This is a genomic window from Sphingomonas sp. IC081 (genome assembly GCF_006874585.1).
Lineage (GTDB): Bacteria > Pseudomonadota > Alphaproteobacteria > Sphingomonadales > Sphingomonadaceae > Novosphingobium.
In genome coordinates this window covers 83,978-110,056 of sequence record NZ_CP029763.1, presented here as the reverse complement: position 1 = coordinate 110,056, position 26,079 = coordinate 83,978, and the positions used below count along the sequence as shown (strand labels likewise).

General features: G+C 62.7%; 30 protein-coding genes. 3 read left to right on the top strand and 27 right to left on the bottom strand.

The annotated features are described in order from the left end of the window. Window positions 1-69: 69 nt before the first annotated feature. Together DM450_RS23195 and DM450_RS23190 are read right to left on the bottom strand one after the other, a co-directional pair. Window positions 70-375: a hypothetical protein gene (locus DM450_RS23195; protein WP_142639651.1), complete on the bottom strand. Its 306-nt coding sequence runs from the start codon at window positions 373-375 to the stop codon at window positions 70-72. After that, window positions 372-848, bottom strand: a complete 477-nt coding sequence (locus tag DM450_RS23190; protein WP_142639649.1) for a hypothetical protein — start codon at window positions 846-848, stop codon at window positions 372-374. Before DM450_RS23190 ends, DM450_RS23195 begins: the two co-directional genes overlap by 4 nt. A 296-nt stretch (window positions 849-1,144) precedes the next feature. Here DM450_RS23190 and DM450_RS23185 point away from each other — a divergent pair, with 296 nt between their 5' ends. After that, on the top strand, window positions 1,145-1,717 hold the full coding sequence (locus DM450_RS23185) for a hypothetical protein (RefSeq protein ID WP_142639647.1): 573 nt from the start codon (window positions 1,145-1,147) through the stop codon (window positions 1,715-1,717). Between the two features lie 27 nt (window positions 1,718-1,744). Here DM450_RS23185 and DM450_RS23180 read toward each other — a convergent pair whose 3' ends face one another. The 14 genes from DM450_RS23180 to DM450_RS23115 form a co-directional block, all read right to left on the bottom strand. Continuing rightward, window positions 1,745-2,236, bottom strand: coding sequence for a hypothetical protein (locus DM450_RS23180; RefSeq protein ID WP_142639645.1), 492 nt, complete (start codon window positions 2,234-2,236; stop codon window positions 1,745-1,747). A gap of 3 nt (window positions 2,237-2,239) precedes the next feature. After that, on the bottom strand, window positions 2,240-3,349 hold the full coding sequence (locus DM450_RS23175) for a hypothetical protein (protein WP_260610701.1): 1,110 nt from the start codon (window positions 3,347-3,349) through the stop codon (window positions 2,240-2,242). A gap of 83 nt (window positions 3,350-3,432) precedes the next feature. Continuing rightward, entirely contained in the window at window positions 3,433-3,783 is a 351-nt protein-coding gene (locus DM450_RS23170) for a hypothetical protein (protein WP_142639643.1), read from the bottom strand. Continuing rightward, on the bottom strand, window positions 3,707-4,459 hold the full coding sequence (locus tag DM450_RS23165) for a hypothetical protein (RefSeq protein ID WP_260610700.1): 753 nt from the start codon (window positions 4,457-4,459) through the stop codon (window positions 3,707-3,709). The genes DM450_RS23170 and DM450_RS23165 overlap by 77 nt, the downstream gene beginning before the upstream one ends. Window positions 4,460-4,784: 325 nt before the next feature. After that, entirely contained in the window at window positions 4,785-6,047 is a 1,263-nt protein-coding gene (locus DM450_RS23160) for a hypothetical protein (protein ID WP_142639641.1), read from the bottom strand. Beyond that, window positions 6,002-6,661 (bottom strand): DUF6915 family protein, encoded by a 660-nt coding sequence (locus DM450_RS23155; RefSeq protein ID WP_142639639.1) that lies wholly within the window; start codon window positions 6,659-6,661, stop codon window positions 6,002-6,004. The genes DM450_RS23160 and DM450_RS23155 overlap by 46 nt, the downstream gene beginning before the upstream one ends. Further along, the gene (locus DM450_RS23150) at window positions 6,648-8,459 is read right to left on the bottom strand and encodes a PcfJ domain-containing protein (RefSeq protein ID WP_142639637.1); all 1,812 of its coding nucleotides are present in this window, start codon (window positions 8,457-8,459) and stop codon (window positions 6,648-6,650) included. The genes DM450_RS23155 and DM450_RS23150 overlap by 14 nt, the downstream gene beginning before the upstream one ends. Next, complete coding sequence (locus DM450_RS23145; RefSeq protein WP_142639635.1) at window positions 8,456-8,941, bottom strand: hypothetical protein; 486 nt, start codon at window positions 8,939-8,941, stop codon at window positions 8,456-8,458. The genes DM450_RS23150 and DM450_RS23145 overlap by 4 nt, the downstream gene beginning before the upstream one ends. A gap of 178 nt (window positions 8,942-9,119) precedes the next feature. Beyond that, the gene (locus DM450_RS23140) at window positions 9,120-9,785 is read right to left on the bottom strand and encodes a hypothetical protein (RefSeq protein ID WP_260610699.1); all 666 of its coding nucleotides are present in this window, start codon (window positions 9,783-9,785) and stop codon (window positions 9,120-9,122) included. Window positions 9,786-9,881: 96 nt separating this feature from the next. Continuing rightward, a complete protein-coding gene (locus DM450_RS23135) occupies window positions 9,882-10,208 on the bottom strand; it encodes a hypothetical protein (protein ID WP_142639632.1) in 327 nt (108 codons plus the stop codon). A gap of 43 nt (window positions 10,209-10,251) precedes the next feature. Next, window positions 10,252-10,491 carry a hypothetical protein gene (locus tag DM450_RS23130; RefSeq protein ID WP_142639630.1) on the bottom strand — a complete coding sequence of 80 codons (240 nt, stop codon included), beginning with the start codon at window positions 10,489-10,491 and terminating at the stop codon, window positions 10,252-10,254. After that, window positions 10,488-10,958, bottom strand: coding sequence for a hypothetical protein (locus DM450_RS23125; RefSeq protein ID WP_142639628.1), 471 nt, complete (start codon window positions 10,956-10,958; stop codon window positions 10,488-10,490). The genes DM450_RS23130 and DM450_RS23125 overlap by 4 nt, the downstream gene beginning before the upstream one ends. 119 nt (window positions 10,959-11,077) lie before the next feature. Then, window positions 11,078-11,911: an N-6 DNA methylase gene (locus tag DM450_RS23120; RefSeq protein WP_142639626.1), complete on the bottom strand. Its 834-nt coding sequence runs from the start codon at window positions 11,909-11,911 to the stop codon at window positions 11,078-11,080. A gap of 106 nt (window positions 11,912-12,017) precedes the next feature. Next, complete coding sequence (locus tag DM450_RS23115; RefSeq protein WP_142639624.1) at window positions 12,018-12,383, bottom strand: DUF3768 domain-containing protein; 366 nt, start codon at window positions 12,381-12,383, stop codon at window positions 12,018-12,020. Between the two features lie 297 nt (window positions 12,384-12,680). Between DM450_RS23115 and DM450_RS23110 the strand changes: the two genes are divergently transcribed. Next, entirely contained in the window at window positions 12,681-12,938 is a 258-nt protein-coding gene (locus DM450_RS23110) for a hypothetical protein (protein ID WP_006954054.1), read from the top strand. A 48-nt stretch (window positions 12,939-12,986) separates the two neighbouring features. Here DM450_RS23110 and DM450_RS23105 read toward each other — a convergent pair whose 3' ends face one another. The 4 genes from DM450_RS23105 to DM450_RS23090 form a co-directional block, all read right to left on the bottom strand. Further along, window positions 12,987-18,137, bottom strand: coding sequence for a helicase-related protein (locus DM450_RS23105; RefSeq protein WP_142639622.1), 5,151 nt, complete (start codon window positions 18,135-18,137; stop codon window positions 12,987-12,989). A 111-nt stretch (window positions 18,138-18,248) separates the two neighbouring features. Then, on the bottom strand, window positions 18,249-18,725 hold the full coding sequence (locus DM450_RS23100) for a hypothetical protein (RefSeq protein ID WP_142639620.1): 477 nt from the start codon (window positions 18,723-18,725) through the stop codon (window positions 18,249-18,251). Window positions 18,726-18,909: 184 nt separating this feature from the next. Continuing rightward, window positions 18,910-19,503: a DUF1419 domain-containing protein gene (locus tag DM450_RS23095; protein WP_142639618.1), complete on the bottom strand. Its 594-nt coding sequence runs from the start codon at window positions 19,501-19,503 to the stop codon at window positions 18,910-18,912. A 221-nt stretch (window positions 19,504-19,724) separates the two neighbouring features. Continuing rightward, on the bottom strand, window positions 19,725-20,051 hold the full coding sequence (locus tag DM450_RS23090) for a hypothetical protein (RefSeq protein WP_260610697.1): 327 nt from the start codon (window positions 20,049-20,051) through the stop codon (window positions 19,725-19,727). Here DM450_RS23090 and DM450_RS23085 point away from each other — a divergent pair. After that, entirely contained in the window at window positions 20,020-20,952 is a 933-nt protein-coding gene (locus tag DM450_RS23085; protein WP_142637381.1) for an IS5 family transposase, read from the top strand. The two genes, DM450_RS23090 and DM450_RS23085, sit on opposite strands and share 32 nt — an antisense overlap. Here DM450_RS23085 and DM450_RS23080 read toward each other — a convergent pair. From DM450_RS23080 to DM450_RS23050, 7 genes are all read right to left on the bottom strand, one after another. Further along, on the bottom strand, window positions 20,868-22,019 hold the full coding sequence (locus tag DM450_RS23080) for a hypothetical protein (protein ID WP_185928869.1): 1,152 nt from the start codon (window positions 22,017-22,019) through the stop codon (window positions 20,868-20,870). The genes DM450_RS23085 and DM450_RS23080 overlap by 85 nt on opposite strands. 24 nt (window positions 22,020-22,043) lie before the next feature. Next, a complete protein-coding gene (locus DM450_RS23075) occupies window positions 22,044-22,916 on the bottom strand; it encodes a hypothetical protein (RefSeq protein WP_142639616.1) in 873 nt (290 codons plus the stop codon). Between the two features lie 141 nt (window positions 22,917-23,057). Then, the gene (locus tag DM450_RS25970) at window positions 23,058-23,447 is read right to left on the bottom strand and encodes a hypothetical protein (protein WP_185928868.1); all 390 of its coding nucleotides are present in this window, start codon (window positions 23,445-23,447) and stop codon (window positions 23,058-23,060) included. Beyond that, window positions 23,431-23,754: a type II toxin-antitoxin system prevent-host-death family antitoxin gene (locus tag DM450_RS23065; RefSeq protein ID WP_142639614.1), complete on the bottom strand. Its 324-nt coding sequence runs from the start codon at window positions 23,752-23,754 to the stop codon at window positions 23,431-23,433. The genes DM450_RS25970 and DM450_RS23065 overlap by 17 nt, the downstream gene beginning before the upstream one ends. A 92-nt stretch (window positions 23,755-23,846) precedes the next feature. Continuing rightward, complete coding sequence (locus DM450_RS23060) at window positions 23,847-24,605, bottom strand: PRTRC system ThiF family protein (protein WP_142639612.1); 759 nt, start codon at window positions 24,603-24,605, stop codon at window positions 23,847-23,849. Continuing rightward, window positions 24,595-25,248: a PRTRC system protein A gene (locus DM450_RS23055; protein WP_142639610.1), complete on the bottom strand. Its 654-nt coding sequence runs from the start codon at window positions 25,246-25,248 to the stop codon at window positions 24,595-24,597. Before DM450_RS23055 ends, DM450_RS23060 begins: the two co-directional genes overlap by 11 nt. Before the next feature lie 2 nt (window positions 25,249-25,250). Beyond that, the gene (locus DM450_RS23050) at window positions 25,251-26,078 is read right to left on the bottom strand and encodes a PRTRC system protein B (RefSeq protein WP_142639608.1); all 828 of its coding nucleotides are present in this window, start codon (window positions 26,076-26,078) and stop codon (window positions 25,251-25,253) included. Window position 26,079 lies beyond the last annotated feature (1 nt).

Genomic DNA, 26,079 nt, shown 5'->3' with positions numbered 1-26,079 from the left:
TCGCAGCCCGCAGCCTCGTCTCCCCCTCACCTGCCGGCGGGCGCGAACGCGCCCTGTGGTCATGAAGTTTCAGCGGATCCACGGCGAGCGCGGACGGTGGCCTTCCCGGAGCCGATCGGCGTGAAGGGTTGCGGCCAGGTCGGCGTCGACATCCGCGAAGGGATCGATGGCGTCGATGACAGTCTTCGGGTCCGCAATCTCGCCGTAAGACGTCCCGACCCAGAGAATCTCGCGATGCTCGTCGTCGACATTGTCGTTGTCTCTATGGACGGCCGCGAAAAAGGTGTTGAGGGGGGCGTCCCAGCCAATGCCAATAGTCAGCGGCCCATGCCTGCGGACGGCATCTGCATGCGCTTTGGGTTCGTATCGGCTCATGTCAGGCTACTCCTATCGTTGGAAGGTGAAGAGCAATCGCGCTGCATGAGAGCGCGAAACTGGCGCGAGAGGTCGGCCTGCTCCGGGTATCGGGTTTCCCATTCGGCGCGAGGGATCAGGAATCCGATGTCGATGAGGCGTCGCCGCAGTTCCTCGGTTGCGACCTGCTTGGCCTGTTCGGGGATTGCGAGGGGAAATCCCTGGAACTGGCACAGCCACGAGCAGTCGTCGGGCTCCTGATGGTGGCGAAAATAATCGGCCTCGAACAAGAGGTCGGATCGGACGACTGAGTCCCCATAGACGGCAATTACGAACTGTCCGCCCGGCGGCGTTTTGGTTTGTCGTTCTTCGAGCATGCGAGCATGCCAGGTGCGCGCAGCGGCAAGCGCCACGCCATAGGCAGTCCCATAGACCCCATAGAGGGTCCAGCTGACGGGGTGGCCGGCTGCGCCGAAGTGAAAGCTAATCACCATGGTGGTGTCTCCTGCACCAATGTTTCGTCGGGAAGGGATTAGAGGGGCCGGTAGCCTGTCGTGCGGGGCGACGTGGCTAATGCGGCAACGAGCCGGACGAGCGCTCTCAACGATGCACCTCCCCCTCAGCTCTTTTCCCCGTCTCGCCGCCGCAGGCGATCGGAGGGTGCAATGTTCGATTGTATTTCCAGCGACTTTGCCATAGTTTGAAACAGCTCGCGGAGACGCGGGTGAAGGCGTGGAAACCTTCCTAAAGAAGCAAGCCGGCAGCTTCGGTTACCGGGCAGCGGACACGTATGTCCAAGGCCCAGGCCCAAAGGTGTTCGCGCCTGATTGCTTCTTTTCAGGTTTCCAATGTCCGGTTTCGGGCTGGCGACGTCCATAGTTGGGCGGTCGCTACCGGCTGTTTGCGAGATGGTGCTGAGATAGAGGAAGTAGAACGCTGTGCATGTTTGGGTATCCCAAAGGATCCGGTGGTGACCATGGGACAGGATCGCGAGGCTGCGCGGGAGTTGGTGCGCGAAGCGCTAGGGATCCCCGACATCGCGAGCGATGCAGCTGCGACCTATCATTTGAGATCGGTGCTGGCGCTACTGGATGCGGAACCGTGCAGCGGCGACAAAAGCGGGGGTAATGCGTTGCCGGGCGATGCCATCGCTCATGCGATTGGGGTGATGGCGGCGATCAGTGAACGTGCGGTCCGCGAGGAAAGCGCGCGCTGCGTCAAGGCGATTGCACTAGAAATGGAAACCCGTGGCCTGGATATCGCGCGCCATGACATGGGAGCGGCGCTGCTGCTCGACCGCTGGGCTGCGATTATCCGGGACTGCGGGAGCGTGGCCGAGCCGGGGCCGCGACGCGACAATTGAGAAGCGACCCCGGTCGGCGTTCGAACCTCAGTCAGTGGTGTTGGCAGGCGATGCGGCGATAGCCGCCGCATCGGGCCATGTTTGGGCGAGCCGTTCGCGCGCTTCGCCTTTTTCCGGGCCGGCGGCATCGAACTTGGCGATGACGGCGGCAACGAGCTGCGTGGTGCTCTCGAAATGGCGTTCGACGATGCTGGAGCGATCACCATAGGTGAACGGGGCGGGAAAATCCGCCTCTTCCCAGCGGGCGAGGCCCAGTTCAACGATCAGGGCATAGTCGAGTGCGGCGCTGATCTCAGCGTCGTAGACGACATAGACTTCGTAATATGTCCCGAAGTCGTGAGGCGAACCGATGATGCTCAGTTCAGCCCCTTCGGGCGGGCATCCGTAATGGGCGATAAGCGCCGCGCGATAGGCACGGCACTCTGCGCGGGCAACTTCGGCGAAGTCGGGTGTCGAGCCGAGCTGGGCGCAGGCTTCGTCGTAGGGCACGGGGCCGATGTTCATCTTCTGTGTCGCCATTGGTCAGTCTCCATGTGTCGGGGTCGCTTTTTCGCGGCCCGACACTCCCCTCCCCCTTCGCTCCTCGCCGGGTCGGCGGGCGGAGGAATCAAGACTTGTCTTCCGTGCCCGGGGTGGTGGGATCGGGAGTAGCCGACACGGCTCAGCCTGACATTTTCCTTCACCCTCCTGTTGTTCGCGTTGCGGGTCGTATGCGCGAACCTCGTGGGCGATGAACCTGTCGATCCAGCTGCGCATGGTGGGGCGCTGTTCGAGAGGAAGCGCGGCGGCGCGTCTGAGAAATACGGCGAGGTGCGCGTTTGCCTCGCCGGCGATCCAGTCGATTTCGTGAGCGTGGAGCAGCTTTTCGTCGCGAATGAACTGGGTCATCGATCCAGGCCGTGCCTCACGGCCGCGCAAGCCCTTGGTGGTCGAGCGCCACAGTCCCTCGCAGGATCGCAGACGCGGTTTCGCGCGGGCTTCCATCAGGACGATGAGTCTCAGGCAGGCGGCGGGGAGCGCACGGACCTCGTTGCACTGCATGCCCGTGCAAAAGAAGCACGAGCTGGCCGGCACCTCGAACCCGGCTTGTCGGATACGTTCGTTGCAGGCGTCGCGGCCCCAGCCCCATTCACGCAATGGGTAGCGATAGGTGTAAAGGGTGCTGGAATATCCTTCGGCGTGGGCATAGCGCCTGCTGTCACGCGAGCTGCTGTCGAAGCCGATGAGGCGGGTCACTTTCTGATTGGTCGCCCAGGCCTGCTGTGCCGGGGGCCAGGATTTGGTCCAGCTATCCTGTGGGCTGACTTTCCAGCGGAGGCTGCAGGTTCCCCGCCCGAAAGCTATCGATGGAAGAGCGCCGTTCACGAGACACGCCTCGAGGAGGTCGTAATAGGCCGGGGAGGCGCCGAAGCGGCGCGGCCGGTTGGCGACGATTTCATTGGGTACGTCGTGATCGTCCATCCATTGCCGGAATGCCGGAATGAACGCCTGTGTTTCGGGCTTTTCGGGCATTTGCGCGATCAGCACCATGTCGATGCGCTCGCGCCGGCTGGCCATTTCGAGGATCATGGCGGTGGAATCGACCCCTGCTCCCCAGGCGACGATCACTGGCGGCCCGGAAGCGGCGGTCATTGCGATGCCTGCGATGGTGGTTCAGCGGAGCGGGCGGCAAGTGGTTGCCAGCGGCAAAGGTCGTCGCTTTCGGCTTCGCAGGTTTAGCAGGCTGTGGACTCGTAGATCGCGCTCAATACCCATTGCTGGGCATCGGCATCCCAGGCCGCAAGGGCGTCGCGTGTCAGATCGGTGCTTCCACAGTCACGGCAGACGGGTTCATGCGGCTTGTCCTTCTGCCCGGCAGTCTGTTGCAGTTTCGCAAAGGCAGCCTGAAAACGCGCAGCGTCGGTCGCTATGCCGACCGCCTTGAGCGCGACGGCGAAGCGGCCGCGCGCCGCATCGCTTTCGAACACCGGCTCGGCGCCGGTGATGGTTTCATAGTAGGCGAGTGCGAGCGCTTCGGGGTCGCCAAGGACGATATCGGCGAGTGCCTGGAGATGGCTGATACGCATGTCGGTTCTCCTGAAATGATCGGGGTGCCGAGTAACGCGGCGCGTCAGGCGGCGAGATCGGCGCTGCCGTCGAGCTGGAGTTCGCGGCGGATGCGCGCGGCGAGGCGTTCGGGTCGAGTAGTTCGTCGATCGAAGCCCAGTGGTTGGGGCCGCCCGTATAGTCGCTTCGTCCCTCGACGCGGCGGAACATCACGTCATGCGCTCGTCCGATCAGGCCGATGGAGAGCTGGACGTAAATGTGATCGGAATGAAGGATGATTTCACCTGACACGGCGATGCCGCCCTGGCAGGATCGCACTTCATGGTCTCCGCGGACGAGGCCGAGGGCGGCTGCAAGGCGTTTGACAGCCTTGCGTCCTTCGGCGTGGAAAGTGGTTTTGGCGCCAGCGTCATATGAGATGCCGCGTCTGGCCAGAGTAATCAGTATCGGCGTTTTGCCGATAGCGGAAACGGCTTCCATGCAGCCGGTGCGCAAGGCGGCATGGTCTGGATGGTCCTCGAGGGCGAGGCAGCCGAGATGACGGGCAAGCAGGAGGACGGCGGGATCCCGATCGATCGGGTGCCGTGTTCTCTCGCAATCCGCGACTGCGGCGTTGAGAGCGGTGAGCGCATCCGCGATCGTGGTGATGGAGCGGGCGTCGAGAGCCTTGTGGTGACGGGCGGCGGGATCGAACATCAGGTGTCTCCTTCGAATGGGAACACCCCTTTCCTTCCCCCTGATCTCCCGTCGGCCTTCTGGCCGTCAGTCGGAACGCTCGACTCCTGCGCCTGAAAGTTCGGATCGCCGGCGGGCGGCATGTTTGCGCGCAATAGCGCAGGCCTGGCCTTGAGATTCGGTGTTTCCGATATAATCTCCGCAAAAGCGCACGACATGACGTCTGCGCGGGTAACCGCAGAACTCCAGCTGAATACTGTAACGGCGATCTCGGCAGCCGTCGTCATGGCGGGGAAGTCCAGTATCGGCGGGGCGCATGATGAGGCTCCTTGAATTGAACCGCCGGTTACCAGTCATAAGAGGTCAGTCCGTCCGCGGCCGGTCCGTCGCAGTCGAGCAGTAGATGCTGACATCCGCGGGTGCGGGCGAAACGCATGACCGCGAGAAGATCAGGGGGAAAGCCCCCGAGTGTGTCGGGATTGGCGCAAGACACCGGGATGAACCAGCCATAGGGCGTTTTGCCGATGGTTAGGGGAACGTCCAGCCGCCCGCGCGAACCCCAGTCGTCGAGCTTGTGTGCGGTTTGCTGGGTGATATGTCCGGTCGAGAGCACGAGGCAGGTTTCGATATCGAGAGTGCCGGGATCGTCCTGTGCGGTAGCGATGATCCTGACTACGTTGACACCAGGGATTTCGCTGCGAGGATCGACGGCATGGCGCAGACAGGCGGCGGGGTCGGCATGCTCGCGTGGGCCGCATTCCGCAGTGAACTTGTCGAGAAGATCCTCAGCCAACCTTTCGGGCTGGGAGGAATCGAGCACCTTGAATGGCAGATGGGCATCGATGAAGAGCTTGAAGGCGTGATCCCAGAGCGCCTGGGGATCGGTTATGATGGTTTTCAGCGTCGCGGTGTTTGTGTGAGTGATGGGGGGCGCTGTCAGCGCCTCGATCTGCCCTTGCATAAGCCAGCTGGTGCTGCCGCCGATGATGTCGTCGGCAGTGACGATGTAATAGCCGCCGCCGAACTCGCCGGGCCGCAGGCGGTCGCAGTCCTGCGACCACTCGAAACCGAAGGGAAGGACGCTGGGCGCGCATTTCTGGATCAGGCTGGCGATGGCATGGGGATCTGCCTGGGTTCCGGCGATCAGATAGCCATCGCTTTCAGGACTGCCGAAATACTCGCAATCGAAGGTTGGAAAATTGTGATCGCTGAACAGGTTTAGAAAGGATACGAACGGATGGGGCGGAGGCTGATCCAGATTGTCTGATTGATCCGGCGGCGGCGGGAAGGCAGCCTTGAACGCATCCGACATCGCATCGTAGCGTGCTGCCAGGTCGATTTCGTCGACATCGTAGAGCTCTTGCGAGAGCGTGTGGCATTCGTCGAGCAGTGCTTCTTCCTCGCTCGTCGGCGTCAGGACAAACGAGAGTTTGAGATAGTTATTTGCCATGGTGCAGACCTCCAGGGGAATTGAAATGCCGTTGGAATGACGGGCATTCCGGACCCGCCGCCTGTTCCCTTTCCCCCTTCTCTCTCGCCCGTTATTGCTTGTGCAGCGGAGTATCAGGTCAGGCCGACCAATGCCGGTGAGGTGGCCTGAAGCATCCAACGCTGGCCCTTGAGCCGCCGCAGAAAATCCGGCGCCGCAGGCAGGCGGCCGAGCATCGTGCGGACATGTTGCTCGGCCACGACGCGCGTCGGTATAGCGGATGCGCCATTGTCGATCGCGGGTCCGAACCGGTGTTCGGCCTCGTAGATTCCGAAGGCGTGGTGCCGGAATATCAGGTGTGCGGCGCTATTGGCCCATGATGCGGTTGCCAGAAACCAGCGGTGGAGCGGAAGATAGTCGGCGTGCGAACCGCCGAAGCGCCGGGCGCTGGTGCAGGCCATGTGCTCGGCGCCGGGCATCGGTGCGTGGAGCCAATCAGGCGTGTCGAAATCCTTGAGCCAATCGACGGCAGCGGGAAGATAGCGGCAGTCTTCCTCGATATGTTGGACGCCGACCGCGTGGACGGAGACCGCAGCGCCGTCCACATTGGTGATCGTATCGCCGAAAACGGCGAGAGCTTCGGCGATCCCTTCGTGGTGATGGCGCAGGGCGCGGTGGGTAAAATGACAATGGGCGGCCTTGGTGGCGTCGAACCAGGCGTGAATCTGGTGGTAATCCTGCCAGCGGCCGCCATGGATGCGTGCGGAAGAGCGGGCGTGATCAAAAGGGTTCATAGCGGAACTCTATTTTAACGGGGGTGGAGAGGGAGCGTTCAAGCGCGATCAGAAGGTCGTCGAGGGCCGAGGGAAGACCGGATCGCTCGCACCATTCGTCGTAAGTCTCCGGCGCGTCGCGCGGGAGCAACACGCGGTATAGCGGCCAGGCACGGCGGGCGTGGTCGAGGGTGAGCCGGTCGCGGCGAAGATAATATGCGTCGGCATCGGCTACGGCATCGCGATGCGCGGCGAGTTCCTTCGTAGCCACCGGGTGAAGCCCGTCGCGTAGGTCGGCGAGGAAGTCGCGCAGCACTGCGAAGGCTTCGGGGTCGGGCCTTGCGTTGCCGCGGGCCTTGAACTGGCCGACGTTGATATTGAGCAAATTGCCCGGCAGGTCGGTGATCAGCAGTTCGAGGGTCGCCACATGGTCGGTGCCGGACCGCAGCGACAGGATCTGGGTGTCGCCCCGCCGGCATTGGGAATAATATCCGCCCACGCAGTGGTAGAGCGCATTGCCCTCCTCGACCAGTGCCTGCGCGCTGGTGATCGGTATGAAGCTATGTGGCCCGCATGGGGACTGCCAAGGCGGACATAGTGCGGGCCAGCCGGGTCGATCGGCGGTGTTCTCGTGCCGCAGCGCCGCGGCGCTGGCTGCGCGGCGGTGCCATTTCGCGAGGGCTCTCTGGAACGATTGCGGTCCGCGCGGTCCGATGATCGCACTGTGCAGGCTACGCAGGAACTGGCGATGGGCGGTGGTGTCGCAGAGCTTCAGTGGAACGCCCAGGGTTATCACGAAATTGTCGAGGGCGTGGATCCGGCGTGACAGGCCCAGTGCTTCGAGACGTGCGCCGGCGAGTGGATAGAGGAGATCCTCCCGCAGCGCCTGGAGGGTATCGCGGGTTTCGATCGAGCTATCGAGGTAGTCTGGCCTAATAAGGGGATCGCAGTTCTTCTGCTCCCAGACACGGCGGCCCCATTCGCTGCCGGCCGGCCACTGTTCAAGTTGGACTTCATGGCGGACCAGTGTGCGGACGGCGGACATATGGTCGTAGAGAGCGTCTAATGCCGCGATCTTGGGAGTCGCGCAGTGAAGGCGGCGCAATTGCGCTTCGCTGATGCCGACAGCGGCGGCGAGCACCGGCTTGAGGGGGCGACCGGCATCGATCGCGGCGGTGATTTCAGGCTTGAGCATGCTCGTGGCGATGGCACCATAGACGGTGAGCGCCTGGCCGCGGTTGCGCAGCACGGTTTTGCGGCCTGGGTCACCCTCGAGGTCGGTCGCGAGCGCCCAGTGGATGATCCGCCCGAGCGAAAGAATCTTGTTACCAGTGCGATAGCCAAGGTCACGAAACAGGATGGCGCGCAGATGGGTCTGCATAAGTTCGACGAGGCGCTCGCGCAGTTGCAGGATCGCCGTTCCGATCGCCTGCGTCATGTCCGTGATCCGGCGGTGGTAGGCACCCGACAGAAGGAGATCGGTGACGAGATCGAGATATCCGCTGTCGTTGACGGTCTGTTCGAGGCAGATCGAGAAATGGGTATTGGGATTGTAGATCGTCTCGAGGATGGCGGTGCTGAACTGGTCGATAAGCATCATCGCTTTGGGAGAGTGGGCTGGATCAGGATGGATTGAAATCGTGGGTGCGAGCGCGCCATCATGGCGGGTGAAGCGGATTTCGCAGCGGGATAGCGCGATCAGGGTCGCCGCGAGGTCGAGTGGGTCCGATCGCAGCTGCGCGGTTTGAGGAACGATGCGATGCAGGGTGGTTGCGGCGCGCGCGAGATAGCGCTCGAAGGATGGGTTGTTAAGCCTCATGCCTGTGTCTCCCCGATGATGATTGCGGTCGGGCCTGAATCCGCATTTGCGGTATCGGGTTCGAGGACCAAGTCCTCGAAATCGTCATCCAGTTCGTCGTCGCCCCAGTCCCCATCCTGGCGATAGGTCATGTCGCAGTCGCAGGGGTATTCGGCGAAGGGCTCGATGGTGACGGTGCCGTAGCCGCCTTCGTTGTTGCACCAATCGCCTTCGGGAAGATCGGCGGCATATTCGCTGAGTGCGTAACAGAGCATGGCGGGTCGCCCGACCGCGTCAATCCCTACGGGAACTTCGGGAATCTCGGTCGCTTCGGTTCCATCGCGGTACCGCACGTGATCGAGGCTGGTTTCGCCCTGATCGCCGCCCCCGCTGAGCGAGTAGGATACTTCGCTGATCTGGAGGGCGCGGAGCAATGCCAGGATCTTGCTGAAGTGATTGGTGTCGGCGTTTGGATCCGCCGGCTGATCGAGTAGCCCAGGCATATGGCCCTCCCAAATGCAAAAAGCCCGCGAAGGCGCGGGCTGTGGTCACGGTTGTGGATGATGTGATCGTGCGGATCAGAGGCTGGAGTTGTCGGGTTCGTCGAAGATCTGCATGATCAAAGCGCACCATCCCTCTTCGCTTTGTGCGCCGCAGGCGCGCGGGAGAGATAGCGATCGGTCAGGCGGCGTCCTGAATCCACTCGTAAAGCAGGTGGTCATCGGGATCCTCGTCACGTCCGTTCGCGATGCGGATGAGCTTGCCGTCGCAGGCGAATGCGGATGCACGGGGGAAGGAGAGATAGGACCGGTCTTCGAGAATGAGGTCACCTGAGCGGACTGTTGTGACGGTGCGGATAGTCCCAAGGGCCCGGTGGCCGGCGCGAGCGGCAATCAGTTTCAGTTTGTGGCCCGGCCTGAGCTGGCGCTTGAACCGCGCGAGTGGGATGCGAGCCTCGACGGGATTGGCATGGCCGCGTCTGGCGGATAGCGCTGACCAATAGGTTGTGCCGATGCTCACGCGCAGGAAGAATGAGCAGATCATATAGTCCTGCAGAAGATTGCCGTTCGCGACATTGAAACGTTCCGCCTGGTCGGTGATCAGGGTTTCGAAGGCGCGGCGCGCGACCTCATCGGAAAGATCGCCGGGGGCATCGAGAAGTTCAACGCGGACACTGCGCCCGCCTGAGAAGCGCTCGCCGGTAACGGAGAACTGTGTGTCCGTGATCGTCCGGGTCAGATGGAGATCGATCCTGCGGCAGAGGTCGGACAGGTTCTCGGCCGCGATGTAAAGGTCGCCGCTGTAGGCGAAATTGCCGCGGTCGTCGCAGTCGGTCTGGCTCCACAAGCGGGCTTCGGCGCGGGAGGATTATTCGGTCATCAGCGGTCCTTTCGGAAGACGGCTCGGGGTGAAAGGGCGCCGGTCCCGGTGGACATCCCACGATCAGCCGACGCTCCGCCCTTCTCCCTCCCCCTCTCCTTGCGCCGGCGACGAGCCGGGTTGAGCGACGTCGCAAGGTTTGTGGTCGCATCCGTAGAAACGGGATCGCTCGAACTGCGGGTCACCAGTCTCATCAACCAGGTAGCCGCTGATTTCATCGGCGGGTTCGGCGTCGAGAACCTGTGGTCCGCCGGGGACGAGGCGCAAGGGATAGCTGGACTCCGTCATGATGCTGTCAGCGCGTTTCATCGCGTCGAAATGATCGGCCGCGGTCACGGCAAGCTTGATGCGCACGACTGCATAGACATGAACGTGGTGTGTGATGGTCACAGGCGGTTTCCTCATCGAAGGGAACGGTCGTGCCGGCGTGGCCTCAAACCCGGTTGCCCGGATGTGAGGGGTTCGCCGCGTTCTGGCTGGTAACCTGCGTCAGATGCTGCGCGCGCAGGTTCGCCACATCGGTGCGCAGAGCGTCGATGTCGGCATCGAAATCCTCCCAGCTCTGCTCTTCCGGGCAATGGTCGAGCAGGTATGCGGAGAGGAGGTCGTGGATCTGAACGAGAAGCCATATGCGCGCTTCGTCAGGAGGCTTGTTGCCCCCCGCCATCATCATGCAGCCTGGCCGAGGGTCTCGGCGCTGGCTTCATGCTCTCCGACAACTTCGAGCCGCGCGCCGGTGTAGTGATTGCGGGAAAGCCAGTCTTCGGCGGCTACCATGTCCGGTGCGAGGTGGCGCAGTTCGTCTTCGCCCTGGAAGCTGGTGAGGATGCGGACCGAACCGGGCGCGGGTTCCTCGACAATCTCAAAGGTGAGCGTGCTGGTGACGGAAAAGCTCTTGTGAACGACCAGGACGATAACGCCATCGCTCCCGAAATTGCCTTCGTGCAGCGTGAAGCCGGCGGGGTGGGTGTAGGTGGGGCGTACTGCGGCATGCGTCTTACGAACGAGGCGGCCGGATCCGTTGCTGCTTTTCCATGCGGCGAGCTTCTTGCGGTGGCGTTCGGGCGGCATCGGCTGGCCATCGCTGTAACGGACAAGCGCTCCGAGCGGGGCGCGGGCATAGATCGACGGTGCGGACATGGCGTGTCTCCTTGATTGGCTTGGGTCCACTCCGCCTTCTCCCCCTCCGCTCTTCGAATTTGCGGGTCCGGGAACCGGATGGAGCGGCGTGGGATGGAGGCGGCTGGAGAGATGTGGTCTCAGGGCTGCGAGGACTCGCTCGGGCTCGGGAAGAGCGACAGCTGGATGGGGACGTGCGGTATGACGGAGCTGTCAGGCGGTGGCTGGAAAGGTGGTTGGTCCTCGGCAGGGGTCGGCGCTTCAGCATCCGCCGGAGCATCTGCTGCCTGCCACCTGGCACGCGCCGCGAGTTTTGCGTTCCAGCCGCCGAGGATATGGGCGGGCGTGTACCAGAGCTCGCGTGTGGTTCCGGCGAGAGAGTCGCCGATGATGACTATGGCCGGGACATGGAGCAGCGCGAACTGGATATAGGCCATATGGACCGCGCGTGGATCGATATCGATGGCGGTCACATGGAGGTGCCGCTGATAGTTGACTCCAGCCTCCCGCAGCGTTTCGCAGGTGGCGATTACCATGGCACCTGCTCCGCAGGCAGGCTCGCAAAGGGTCAGAAATCCCTCCTTTGCTATTATATCTTCCGGGCACGAGTCCGCAGTCATCGCTGCCATCATCCGGCAGACGCTGTAGGGGGTGAAGAACTGGCCGCGCGCGGCGTTGGCGAGGCCGAGTTCGCCGAACACGCGGCCCAACACGTCACAGGTCCGGGCTTCCATCGCTAGGGTGACTTCGGCGAAGATGCGCGGGAAAGTGTCGATGACGTTGCGATCGTAGCGCCCGACAATCTCCATGTAACGCGCCTCGCGCGCTTTGCTCTGGGCGAGATCGACATTGTTAGACAGGCTGATTGCTGCGGCTTCGACGAAGTCCGAGAATAGCGTGTAGCGATCGTGACGGTATTGGCAGGCCTCGAACAGCTTGCAGATCGCCTTGATGTGGCGGTCGACGGAGCCCATAACGAAGCTCCTTTCTATGAGTGATTGGGGGCGCTCTGGGCGCCACAGCCCGATGGACTGAAGCTGCGAGAAACCTGCCTCAGGCGTCGGCCCGAGCTATTGGGACTCAGTAGTCTTCGGGCAGCATGATGGTGAGGACGCGGGTAGTTTTTGCCGCGTCGGCGGGATTTTCGGAGCCGAATTCGAGATTCTCGTCATAGTAATCGATCTTGAAAAGTATCCTGACCTCGCCGACGGTGACCGCGCCCATGTCGCGTTCCGGACTATCGCGATCGAAGCTCGCTCCGCGAACGGCCGCCATGATCGCCGCCTGTGCGAGCAGTTCGGCGACGAGGCCGCCGTCTCCGGTCAGACGGGCGAGGCAGTTTCGGGTGATGACGGTGCGTGAACCGCGGTCGAGGCCCTGCCGGCAGCGGTCGTTGAGGATGGCGATGCGCTCGGTGCGGGAACCTGCCTGAGGGGTTTTGTGCATATCTGTCTCCGGGATGGACGGGCAGACGGCCGGACTGCAATGCACGATCCGCCTTGCCGCCCCTTCCCCTCCCCCTCCTCTCTCGACGCCCACCGGGCGAAAGGATCTCGGCGACAAAAAGCGAGATTCTATGTTTGGCAGCGGCGATGATCGGTTGGCAGGACCCCGGATGCTGCGCGAACGAGATCAACGCCGGCTTGTTGAGATGGCTCGCCTCCCATCCTATCTAGGAGAAATAGGCAGCTTCGCGATTTAACCCATGGTCTTTGGAATTGAGATGCGAAAGGCGAAGTAGAGATGTCGCAGGCCGAAATCATGAACTGGACGGCGCTATATGCGGCGACCGCTCTTGTTTGTATGCTGGCGCTCTTTCTGTCGGGCACGATGGTGGCGGTGCAGCTGTGGCGCGAACGGTTCTGGCGCGACTTGGGATCGGTGCGCGCGGTTGTGATGTTCGTGCCGGGCACATGGTGGCGTTGGCAGAAGCTTTATCTGACCGGGACGCCTGTGATCCTTGCGATTGTCGGGGCATTTGCGTTGACTCTCGACTGGTAGTCACGACTCTGAGATCGCGTCGGGCCGGACCATCCAACGCGGCCAGGCTCACTCGCCGGCGACCATGTCCAGCACCGGCTCCTCGCATGTGCTTTCGTCGCCGTCATCCCCTTCGGGAAGCACCTCGTCATCATTATCAGCATCGAACTGGCCCCTGGTCGCGGCAAGCTCGGCTTCGAGTTCGGCCAGTTCACGCTGTTTTTCATCAAGCAGGGCGGTTTCGGGGAAATCCTGCCCAAGGCGGGCCTGGAAGGAAGGCAAGCGCCGCTCGTTGGCTTCGAGAGATGCCCTCACCTCGGCTAGGTCGGTATCGAGATTGGCAAGCGAGGATTCCAGCCGGCCAAGCGCCGTGCTCGGGCGGGTTTTCTCGCTGATCTCGAACGCGCGGTCCTGCCCGTGGTGCACCGGAGCGATCATAATGCGCAGATAGCGCCTGCCGTCGTCGCTCAGTGCAGGATGGCTGGTGACCTTGAGGTCGATCCCGCTCAGTGAACCGATGATTACACGGTCCGCACCGCTCTTGCGCAGGTCGAGGGCTTTGCGGATGATCCGTTCGCCGGCGGCCTTGCGATCGGAAACGATCTGGCCATCGCAGGCGAGGATGACCTCTTCCTCGCGGGTCGGGATACGCTGGGCGATGTCCTGCTCGAGTTTGACGATCCGCGCCCTGCCCTCGTCGATCGCGTCGATCGTGCGCCTGATCATCCTGCGGATATTGAACTGGTCATCGACATGGGCATCGCGCAGCCGCTCCAGCCGGGCGACTTCGGCATCGAGACCGGCCTTGCGCATCAGGCGATCGTCACCGGACGCGAGGGCTTTGGCCAGCGCGAACTGACTGACATTCGAGCCGACGTCCTCGATGCGGCGGATGGAGCGGTCGCCAGACATGGCCATGGCGATGAACCGCGCTTTGCGTTCGAGCATCTGCCAGTTGGTCGCGTCCATCGAACCGCTGGTGGCATAGCCATAGAGTTCGATTTCGTCATTCTGGTTGCCCTGGCGCTCGATCCGGCCTTCGCGCTGCTCGATATCCGATGGAATCCACGGCACATCGAGGTGATGCAGGGCTTTCAACCGCTGCTGCGCGTTGACGCCGGTACCCATGGTCGCTGTCGAACCCAGAACGATGCGCTTGCGACCCTGGTTGAGGTCGTTGAACAGGCGCTGCTTGGCGCTGTTCTTCTTGTAATGCTGCATGAAGGCGATCTGATCGGCGGGGATGCCCATCGCGATCAGCCGGTCGCGGATCCAGACATAGGCGGAGAAGCCCCGCGTCTCGATCGCCGCCTCGGTGCCGAGATCGGAGAAGATCATCTGCACCGCGCCGGGCAACTCATAGGGCTTATCGGTTTCCGGGTCAGTATAGCGGTGCTCGCTGGTTTCCCGCCAGATGCGGTAGACGTTCTCGATCAGGAGATTGAGTTTGTTGCCCTCTTCATTGCCGATGCCGACGTCGACGAAGCGCAGGTCGATCGCCGAATGCCTGCCGTCGGTGATGACCGACAATATGATGTCATCGCCTTTCTGCGGGCGGCCGCTGCGGCATTCGATGGCCTTGATGCGTTTGGCGAGCACCCGCTGATAGGCCTTGAAGGGCTCGCCGGACTGGGCAACGACGATCTGCCGTTTGCCGCCCCGAATGGTGGGGAGCTGGACATATTGGCGCAGGTCGTCCTTCAGAACGACATCGGCGACGGTGCGATACATCGCCATGAGGTCGGCGACGTTCACGAATTCGCAGAAGCGGGTGACCGGCTTGTAGCTGCCGCTGGGCTGGAGTTCGAGTTCGGTGCGCGTGTCGCCGAAATTGGCCGCCCAGGCATCAAATTCGTGCAGGCCTTTGGCGTAGAGCTCATCATGCTGCATGAACCGTTGCAGCGTGTACATTTCGCCGAGCGTGTTGGTGATCGGCGTGCCGGACGAGAGAATCAGTTCCCGTCCCGGGTTGATGCCGGAAAGGTAGCGGGATTTGACATAGAGATCCCAGGCGCGCTGCGATCCGGTGGGATCGACGCCCTTGAGGTCGCCGAGGTTGGTCGCGAAGGTCAGCTTGCGGAACTGCTGGGCTTCATCGACGATGATCTGGTCGATGCCGATTTCGCCGATATGGACAAGATCGTCCTTGCGCGACCGCAGGTTTTCGAGGCGACGCTGGAGCCCCTCCTTGAGGCGCTCGACGCGCTTGCGGGAGACGCGGTCGTTGTTGTCGATATTATCGACCAGCGCCTCATAGCTGGCGAGTTGCTCTTCGATGAACTCCTTCTCGAACGTCGCCGGCGTCGGGATGAACTTGAAGGCGTCATGGGTGATGATGATCGCGTCCCAGTTGCCGGTGGCGGCGCGCGCCAGGAAGCGTTGACGCTTTTCCTTCACGAAGTTGGTGTCGTCGGCGACCAGGATCCGCGCAGTCGGGTAGAGCATCAGGAATTCGCGGGCGATCTGGGCGAGACAATGGTTGGGGACCGCCACCATCGGCTTGTTCACGAGGCCCAGCCGCCGCTGCTCCATCACCGCAGCGCAGAGGCTGAAGGTTTTCCCGGCGCCGACCGAATGCGCGACATAGGTCGAGCCGGCCGCGACGATCCGCCAGACGACGCGCTTCTGGTGATCGCGCATCCAGATCGCGCTCGATGCGCCCGGCAGCTTCAGATGCTTGCCGTTGAAGGCGCGGGGTACGAGGTTGTTGTAGGCGTCGTTGTAGAGGCGAACGAGGCGGTCGGCGCGATCGCTCTCCTGCCAGACCCATGTCTCGAAGGTCGATTTGATGGCTGCCAGCTTTTCCTTGGCGGCCTCGGTATCGATTGTGTTGAGTTCTCGCCGTTCGGACCCGTCGACCTCGCGGATGATGTCGTAGATCTTCGGGATATGGGAGTTGAGCGCGTCTTCGATCAGGTCGGCGGCGCTGCGGCGCGGGGTGCCCCAGGTCGATGTCGAGCTGACGTGGCCTTCGAAGGGGGTCTTGTCGACGGTCCAGCTGGCGATGTTGACGGTGTGGAAGATGCGGGTTTCGATCTCCATCGTTTCAGCGATGAAGGCCTCGATGACGTCGGTCGGAATCCAGGGTGCGCCGAGGCGCGCGGTGATCTCGCTGGGCTTGAGATCGACCGGCTGGACGTCCTCCAGCGCCGCGGCGGTGACCAGGAAGCGGGGGTCGAGATCGGCTTTTTCGCGCGCGAGGGCGAGCTTGGTGCGGACCGGGCCGGAAAGCGCCTCGTCCGCGGGAACCCAGTTGTTGAAATGCGGGGTGCTGCGGATGGGGTCGAGATAGACGTCGTCGGCAAGGTCGCTGAGCGCTTGGGCCTCGCTGGTGCCGAGGAGCTGCGCGATCAGCGTGATATCGACACGGCCGCGTTCATGGAGGGAAAGTGCGAGGGCGTCCTGGGCGGAGTGGATTTCATGAGTAATGGGGGGCTTGACCACCCGTTCGGTGAAAATGGGACCGGGGGCGCCGACGTCATTGGCCTCGTCATAGGTTTCGATCGAGGCGACAAGCCAGACGTCGGGGTCGTCGAGGAAGGGCTGAAGATTGGGGCGCCGCTGATATTCTTTCTCCGCTCCCGTGTCCGGGTCGGTGCGGACCGTGGTGACGGTGCGGTTGATCGGGCCGTTCTTCTTCGTGAATGCCCGATAGTGCGTAAGCAGCCTCTCCTGCAGGATGGCATAGGGCTCGTCATTGAGTTGGGCGCGCAGGATCGCCCGGACGGTGTCGCGGATCGGTACGAGCGCACGGATGATGTTGGCGTGCTTGGCGAAGATGCCAGGCTCCCCCCGCCCCGATTTGACCGCGACGGTCACCGGGATGCCATCGACGATCTGGTGCAGCGCCCCACCAGAGACGAGATAGCTGCCCTCCTTGAAGTCGGCTTCGTCGGCCGCGGTCCCGACCGAGAGGTCGAGCGAGACATCGATGCGGTCGCGAAGCGAAGTCGTGCGCTCTATCGGACGGAAGGAGTCGGCTTCAGCGGTCGCGATCCCGGTCAGCGTCGCTGTGAGCATGGTAGGTATGTCGGCGCCCGGCGCGGTCGCGCAGCCATATTCCATGCCATATTGGCCGCTACGCCATTCGTGTACGCCGAGCACATGGTCGGGATGATCGAGGAAATACTGGTTGATCCGAAGCGGACCGCTTCCTTCATCACTGTCGGGAATTTCGGCAAGGTCGAGCCAGTCGCGCCGGGGGCGTGAGGCATCAGGCTGATGCTTCTGGAAGAGTAGGATATCAACGACGACGTCTGTGCCTGCCTCCTCGCGCATGGCTTTCCCCGGCAGGCGCACCGCTCCGAGGAAATCGGCCATCGTATCGATATGCTGGCGTGCTGCGGGATCGCTCTTGTCGAGCGAGTATCGCGAGGTGACGAACATGGCGATGCCGCCGGGGCGCAGTTGCTCGATCGAGCGGGCGATGAAGTAATCGTGGAGCGAGAACCCCATCCGGCCGAGGGGAGTGCGGTTCTGGACGGTAACGTTCGAAAAGGGCGGATTGCCGATCGCGAGATCGAAATCGCCCGGCAGTGATGCCTTGTCGAAATCGATGCAGCGGATGAGCTGGAAGGGATAGAGGGCGCTGGCGACGCGCGCGCTGATGGGATCGTTCTCGATGCCGACGAACAGCGTGTCGCTGGAGAGGAAGTCCGGTCGCAGACCCATGAACAGGCCGCTGCCGCAACCAGGTTCGAGGATTTGGCCGCCGGTGAAGCCGAGAATGCGGGCAGCCTCCCACATGGCCCGGATGATATATTCAGGCGTATAGTGTGCGTATTGCGTGGCGCGCTTGAGCGAGGAAAGCTCGGCATCGCTGGTCTCGGCGACAAGGCTCTGCCCCAGTTCCTCCCAACCCTGTCGGTATTCATCGCCGCGGCGGGCGAAGATGTTGTTGGCAAGTTCGGACGCGCCGAAGCCGATGAATTTGGCGATTGCTTCCTGCTCCGCAGGTATAGCACCGCGCCCTTCACGGTCGAGTAGGTTCAGAAGGCGGATGGCTTCGATATTGTCGTGCGCACGGCCTTTCCACGATGGGGCGAGCGTCCGACCGCCGGCGTAGGAGAAATCGACAGGCGGCGCGGCGGGCGGCTTTGCCGTGACGTCGAACAGGTCGGTGAGAACAAGGCTGGCTTTCGGCGGCTCAGGAGCGGGTTTGATGGGCTGGTCGAAGTCCAGGCACAGCTGGAGCGTCAGCGCGGATGCACTGTTTCGCATGGAGGCGTCCTTTCAGGCGATGGTGAGAAGGCGATGGTCGCCAGCGGGCGGTCCGGACCGCATGATTGGCATCGCAAGGTTGTCGTCAGGCCGGATGCCAGACCTGGTCGATCAATGGCTGGAGATCAGGAGATCGAGGGCGCGTTCGAAGACATCGTCGGCCGCACCGTTGACGATGACGGCATCGGGATTGGTGGCGAGCACGGCGCCTGCGATGGTTGCGAGCGGCCGCTTGCGGAGGGGATACTGGAAGATCTGGTCGTTCTCGATCGTGACCAGATTGGTGCGCAGCAGGCGTTTGAGCCGTCGCCCTTCGAGGGCATGGGTAAGCAGATCGCTGACTTCCCATTCGAGATCATGATCGATCGTGGTGTCGCCCAGTGCACGCGGCGGCCGATTGACCTTGAGCCATGCTTGGACTTCGGACTCGTCCCAGCGACCGACCTTGTCGAAGAAGTCGGCGGAACCATGTCCCTGATTGTGGGCGTGGAAAGCCAGTTCGCCGTCGATCCAGATTTCTGCGCGATAGGCGGTTGTTTCCTGGGACAGGGCGGCACTGTGGGAGATACGTCGCAATTCGATTTTCATGAGGAACTCCTGTGATGCTCCAATGGCAAGCACCCGTTCCTCGCCCCCTCCCCTTCCCGGTCAGCGCGGAGCTTGCTCCGCGTTGTCAGGGTGCAAGCTGGTGTGAATGGAGGAGGAGTTCCCGAATATGGGGTTGGCGGCGTCGCCAACCGGTTGGATCGGATGTCGTCGGCTCGGGGCGTCGCTAGATCGTCCGATCGCGCGGAAGCCGTTCGGCGATTTCGTTATCGCTCAGGTCGTTGAGGAGTTTGAGGACCGTCCCGCTTCCGGGCTCGTAGACCAATATGGTACGCTGGCCGCGTTGCTCGGCGGGCCAGGCTTCGGGATCGAACTGGCCTGCCAGCCCGCGGAAATCGGCATGGGTGCGCGACCAGATCAGTTCGAGCTTTTCGTCACGGGTCAGAGCCCGGAGGTTGGCTTGCTCATGCCCGATGATCGCCGCACGCATAGCGTCGGGGCTCGCAGGGTCACCAAGGTTGCAATAGCCATGGAACCAGCGGTCGCGGCCATCGATCCTGATGTCGAAGAAGACCGAGCCGACGAAGCCGGCCTTGAGTTCGGACATGGCGAACATCCCGGCACGCATGAACAGAGGCGGTAGCACTTCGAGCATTATCTCGTAGGAACTGCGTTCTATCTCGAACCACTGGTTGACATAGGCGCGTCCCGACATCCGCTCCTCCGGATGGCAGTCGGGAATGCGATTGAACAATGCGAACATCTCTGCGTGCGTCGCGACGGCATCGAGGACTTTGGTGAACGGTGGGGTGGTGGCCATGTCGGTCTCCTGGGGATCGGCCAGCGCGGTGGCGGCCAGTAATGGGGGATTGAGGCCGGAGAAGCTGGCTCGATACTGGGCCTCACCCCATCACATCCCTCTGCCCGTTCCCGCGTGGGCGAAGCCTGTGGTTGGATTGATCGGGATCGCGCAACTTCCGCACGCGGTATGGATTTGCTTGCGTCACAAAGCGCGGGTGCCGTGAACGTCACTTTGCCTGGTCAACCCAGCCGCAGGGCAGCGGCATATTGGCGCAACAACCCCGCCATTGCCGCTCGCAGGTGACTTTTGTTGCCGATCACCAGTTCGGGATGGAGTGCCCGGCCGTGGGCTGTCCGATAGCCTGAAGCGGGCATGCCGTCGGCGTCCTCGACAATGATGCGGTGACCGCGTGGTCGCGCCGGCCCGGCGTAGCGAACGGTGAAATCGCCAAGGCGTCCTGACAGCCCTGCGGGGCTTTGTTGCATAACAAGGTGATGGATTCCCTTGAGGAATCGGATGTCATAGATGGGCCGGATGCCCAGACCGACCCCGCCGAAGTATCGCACGACCAATTGGCCCGAATATAATGCAGCGCTCCGGCGGCGAGGCTCGCTGGATGTGTGGTTCGACCCAGGGATGGACTGGTTTGCGGCGCCCGATGGTCGGCCTGGTCGGCCGCTGCGGTTTTCGGACCGGGCGATCGAGTTCTGCCTGACGCTGAAAGGGTTGTTCCAACTCCCGCTGCGGCAGGTGACGGGTCTGGTCGAGAGCCTGCTAAGGATGGCGGGTCTGGACTGGCCGGCACCGGATTATACGACGCTGTGCCGGCGCCAGAAGAGTTTGTCGGTTGATCTGGGCGCGCGCGCCAGCGCGGGAGGCCTGCACCTGCTGGTCGACAGCACCGGGATCAAGATGATCGGTGAGGGGGAATGGAAAGCGAGGAAACACGGCGTTTCTTACCGCCGCCAGTGGCGCAAGGTGCACATCGGCATCGACGCGGAAACCTTCGATATCCGAGCGATCGAGGTCACAAGCAATGCCGTCGGCGATGGCCAGACGCTGCCCGATCTGTTGGCGCAGATCCCCGAGGATGAGACCATTGTCACCGTCGGCGGCGACGGTGCCTATGACACCAGAGGTTGCCACGCGGCCATCGATGCGCGCGGTGCCGACCCGGTCATCCCGGTTCGCCGCAACGGCAAGGCATGGACCGAGGACGGCCCCGGCGTCGAGGCCCGCAACGAGACGTTGCGCGCGATGAAACGCCTGGGCAGGGCAATTTGGAAGAAATGGAGCGGCTACCATCGACGCAGCCTGGTCGAGACCAAGATGCACTGCTTCAAGTTGCTCGGTCCGCGCGTCGCCGCGCGCACCTTTGAGCGTCAGATAACCGAGCTCAAAGTCCGTGCTGCAATCCTCAATCGCTTCTCGCAAATCGGAACGCCCAACACCGTACGGGTCGCATAATAATTACAAGTAATCATAATTTTACGCCTGTCACGCGTTATGCAACAAAGCCGCCCTGCGGCCATCTTGCTCCAGCGAATATGGCCAGCGGCGAACTGCTCACCGGGAGCGCGGCCACGGGCAATCCAGAGACGAAACTGGGCACGCTGCTGGAGCAAGGAGTTGCGCGTGCGCTCCATTGTCCGGACAAGCGGCAGGATGGGTGCGGCGGCATCGAGCCGGGCAAACTCGGCTTCGCTGGCGATCGCGACTATGTCGGTATAGTCGCGCTGCCACAGATAGTCGCGCAAGGCTTTGTCATCACCAGAGGCTATCCCATTTGCCTCGGAGAGGAGATAGAGGCCTCTCTCGGCGGCGATCAGGCAGATTGTGGTTTCCTCATGGCCCGGCCGCTCATGGAGCATAGCGAGGATGCCGAGCGTACCGGCGCTGTATTCGCTCGCGCCGAGGATGAGCAGGCGCCGATGCCAGGATGCGGGAGCGGGCAGATCGGCCGGGGACGGCCATTGGCTGGGAAGCGGACGTGAGGACGACGGGCTGGCGACCTTGGCAGGTGCGGGGGTGACCGCGGTGAGGGACCGTCGGGCCACGTCGAAAATGTCATCGGGTTGCCCGCCCCCGTCGAGAAAGCCCTGATTGTAGGCGCCGCGCCGCCGGTCGGGTTCGCCCAGGCGCGTACGCGACGGTGGCCGGGCCTCCCAGCCTGCCCTGGCCGCATAATTGCCGTATGCCCAGGCTACCGCGTCGTCCCAGTCATAGCCGTGGACATTGCGGGCGTAGAGAATTCCGGCATCGCGGCTGTCGGTGCTGCCCTCAGCAACTTTACGCTCAACAAAGGCGAAATTTGTCGCCTGACGGCGCTGTTCGCCTTCCTGGGCTATCTGCTCATGGAGAGGCTTTAGCATTGCGGTGCGTTCGCGGGTGCGCACCATGCGCGCTTCGAGCGGAGTCCCGATCGGAAGGTCGGGAAAGGTGCGCCAGGCGTCTGCTATGGCATGGGCGTGATGGGGAGGACGGCCACGCGCTATCCAGCAGGCCGCATCGGCGGGATCGAAGGTCTCGGTCATGTCGAATGGTCCTTGCGCGCGCGCTCAGACCGCATGCTGCAGCAGCGGCAAGGCGGTCACATCGCCCTGCGTCGCACTGCGATCGAGCACGGGATATGGGAGACTGGGAACCTTGCGCGCGGCGATCCGTGCGGCCTTCGTGAGGGGAAAGAGATAGGTGTGGCATCCGGGATGACGCCGTCTGCGCAGGAAGCCGGTGCGCTCGAGATCGGCGAGCCAGTCCGCACGATCCTCGCCAAAATTGGGCGGGCGTGCGCCGGCGCTGAGGAGAGCGTCGATCGCATAGCGCTGTCCGCATTCGGCGTTGCGAATCTTGGACAGGGCGCGTGAGGAGATCGGCTGACCATCGGGCAGGATGAGGTCGGTGCGGGGGCTCGATCTGCCGGAATATTGGCTGTTTGCGGCGCGATAAATGAGGCCGCAATGTCCAGGCAGTATTACCTGCCCATCGGGATCGACGCGCCGGACCGGATCGGCATAGGAGATCACGGAGAGGATTTCGGGCTTCTCGCGGCGCAGGAGCCGAAACGCGCGGGCGATCAGGAATGTCTCGGCATTTCCGCCCTGGGAATCGTCTATGACCAGGCGTCCCAGGTCGCATGCGGTGCGAGGATCGGTTAGGCCCGCGCTCTTGGGAACGCTGGCATTGTTGACCGGGTGCGAGAAGACGCAGACGCCGACCAGTGTCGCGCGGCCGCCTGCGCCATTAGCGAAAAGGCCGACCGATAGACGCGCGACCGGCATCGAGGCGGTGTAGTGATGCGCCCGCACGAACGGGGCCGCCTGATTCCTGGTGCTTATGATATCGACGGCGAGCTGCTTCGGATCAATTTCCGTCGCATCCGGTATCCAGTGGCAGCGCCGGTCGCGCCAGCGCTGGCTGCGTGTGGTGAGCATGATGGTGATCTCCCTTGGATCACCATTGCCCCTCCCCCTACCCTCTCGCGGCCCGCTGGGCCTGAGGACGGTTCGAGTCGGCTGATGTGCATGTGTCGATCACCGCGAGTGCGGACGCCTACGCGTGAACACTGTAAGGATTCAGTCTCGGTCGATACCTGTCGCGTTGGCTTTGAGAGCAGAAATAACCGTATTGGTGAAGCCCGGAGGCATGCGACCGGCAATATAGGAAGGTTCCGGTGACACTGGCCGGATATCGAAGCCTATCCAGGTGAAGTGATTATACTGGTCGACGACGACTGATGTGCCGCGGGAGATCCCCGCAGCGTCCGCTACCTGATCGGGTATTGCCAGGGTTGAGGTTTGCCGGTCGGCCTTCGTGGTGATCGCGACTGTAAATACCCGTTGCCCCTGGGTAGCGATAACCATGACAGGGCGCGTTTTGACGCCTTCATCGCGACCAGCTTGCTGTTCGTGGGTGAAGAGGTAGACGTAGTGGAGTATGTCACCGACTTTAGGAAGCGGGGTCATCGTTCCAACGATCTGCCGCGATTTCCTCACTCGTCGGACGGGCCGCTTCGAAGATGGCGGCGTGCTCACTGGTCATATCGGCGGCGGCGACGGCAACCAGATCCAGGACCGAGAGAATTTGACCTGCTGCAATTCGCTCTAGCCGCTCGAAGTAGGACGCTTCGGCCAAGGTGATGTCTGGCCTTCCATGCTTGGTGATCGTGACAGGTGTCCGGCGCCCGAGATCAAGATACTGTCCCGTGTGGTTGTGGAAGGTAGTCAGCGGAACCTTCTTTTTCGGCGGTGTGGCGATAGCGGGATCGGCCATGGGACTCTCTTCAACCAGATGATGCCCCCAAAATAGTAAATATGGCAATTTTTGCAAGTTTTGGCTGATCGGATTCGAACCGGCAGGTCGTGTCATCGCGGATCTGGTAATGGGATCTGTACGGACTGCCCGGTGCTGAGATTGATGAACCCGCCGGCGTGACCAATGGACCCGCGGCCGAGGAGGTCGAACAGAAGCGCGAGCGCGTGGCTTGCAACGACGCGGTTTACGAAAAGCGACTGCCGTTCGAGCGCTTCGGCGACCGAGCAGGACGGGGAATCGTCGTCGGGCAGGCTTTCGTCCCTGAGTTCCGGAAAAGCCTCGAGAACAGTCGGCAGGCGCGAGCCATCGTCGCCCCCCACCGACGCTGGGCAGCCGATGATAAATTGCCCGTCATTCGCGCGGTTGCCGAGATCCATCCAGTAGGTAGGTCTGTTGCGCTCATCCTCGATCGCGGCACCGATCGCGCGTCGAGCGGATGCCGTGTCGACACAGGTAATGAGCATCTCGGCGGCTTCCGGCCTGATGGTGCCAGGCGCGCGACCATGGACGGCCTTCCAGTCCAGCCCATGTGCCAGATTGATTCGCTCGGTAAGGGTGCGGGCCTTCGAATGTCCGATATCGCCGTGGTAGAAGGGCTGGCGGCCGAGATTGGCTTCGCTGACAATGTCATCGTCAACGGTCGTAACGTCGAGCGAGCGAGAGCTGATGGCGCGCAAGGCTATATCGAGGCCTGCCAGCCCCATGAGCATCTGCGAGCCTGACGCGCCGCAGCCGACAAGCAGGATCCTGATCGGTTGGTTGTTGAAGGCGGCGGGCATGTAGTGCCGACGCGGCAGGTCAGTTTGCATGGTGATCTCCTGTGAACGGACTGCGTGGCAGGGGGAGAAACATTCCGCCGGCGCACAGACGTGAGACCATTTCCGGTCCGGTCGGATCGTCGATCCTGCCAAAGACGAGCGCGAGCTTGGTTGCATCGGCGTCGTCGGCATCGTCGGTGGCGCTGAAGAACGCGCGGGCGCGCGCGTGGCTATGTGCGTCGCAGATCATGTGGCAACCCGGCGGAAGAACCGGGGTGCGGTAGATGAGGCGCGAGGGCGTCGCTTCGTCGATTGTCGGAAAGATCAGTGAGAACTCCCGGGTTGCTTCGTCCCAGACGATGAACGCAGCGGCCTCATTGGGTAAGGCGGCCCGGAAGTGATCGAGCATCGCCGCGCGATGCTCATGTGGGATGAGCCCGCAGAGCAGGTCGGCCCTTGACGGTCCTGCAGCGCCATAGGGCAGATAGGCGGCGATCGACGCGGTGATCGGCACATCGAGCGCGAGCCAGGGGCGGCGCAGGATGAGCATGACATTGTCGCATCCGATGGCGATACCGTGACCGCCGCGCGCGGTGCGAAGGGCATCGATCGCGGGCGAGCGCCCGGACGGTGGAACCGGGTAGCAGGGCACGGCGGCGAGCACTGCCGCATCTGTCGGATCGTCGGTGAGCATATTCATCTCCGGGTGAGCGCGGCAATCAGCCGCCCGAGGGTCATTGCATCGCCAGCCGCCGGGCGCTGTTTCTGCGCAGCAGTCTTGCGGGCGCCTGCGATAAAAGGCTTGAGGCGGCTCACCGGGAACCGGCGTGCGCGCCGCGCCGCAAGGTCATCCCAGAGAGCGATCAGTCCGCCCTTCCCTTTTATCGTGAACTCCTGGCCGGGGTTAGGATGCGTCGACCAGCTATCGAACACTGCGCTTTCGAATTGCGGGATGGAGGCAATGGTAAGCTCCTTGGGTCGTGCGATGCTGCCCCAGCAAAGATGCCCTTCGACAAAGACGTTGAGAATCGGGGAATGGAGCAGCCTGGTGTCCACGCCGGGTCGCTGATTTGCCGGAAGCGCGAAAATGCCGAGGCCGGAGCGGGTCGCGACGAACAGATGCGCCGGATAGGGGACGGGCACGATGATCCGCTCGCCGAGCAGGCGCAGGTCGTCCGGCGGGGATGACAAGGCGAAATAGGCGGGTCGCACCTGCTCGGGTATCCACCAGACGAGAAGATCGGGATGTGCGACCAGCATGTTATCGGGCAGGAGCTGGGGGGTAGTCGTGCGGCCGAGTGCTTCGGACCACTGGCGCAGATGCGCGCGGGTCAGCGGCGTGCCTGCTTCGATGGTCGGGCGCTCCTCATCATCGAGCTTGACCGCGTGCATGCTGGCAAAGGCAAAGCTGTCATGGCCGGAGGAACGGGACATGCCGCGCGCATCGCTGCGGTAGAGCAGGATCGCGTTCGCGAGGACGAGACTGCCGTCGACGGCTTCGAAATGGGTCGAATAATCGGGCATG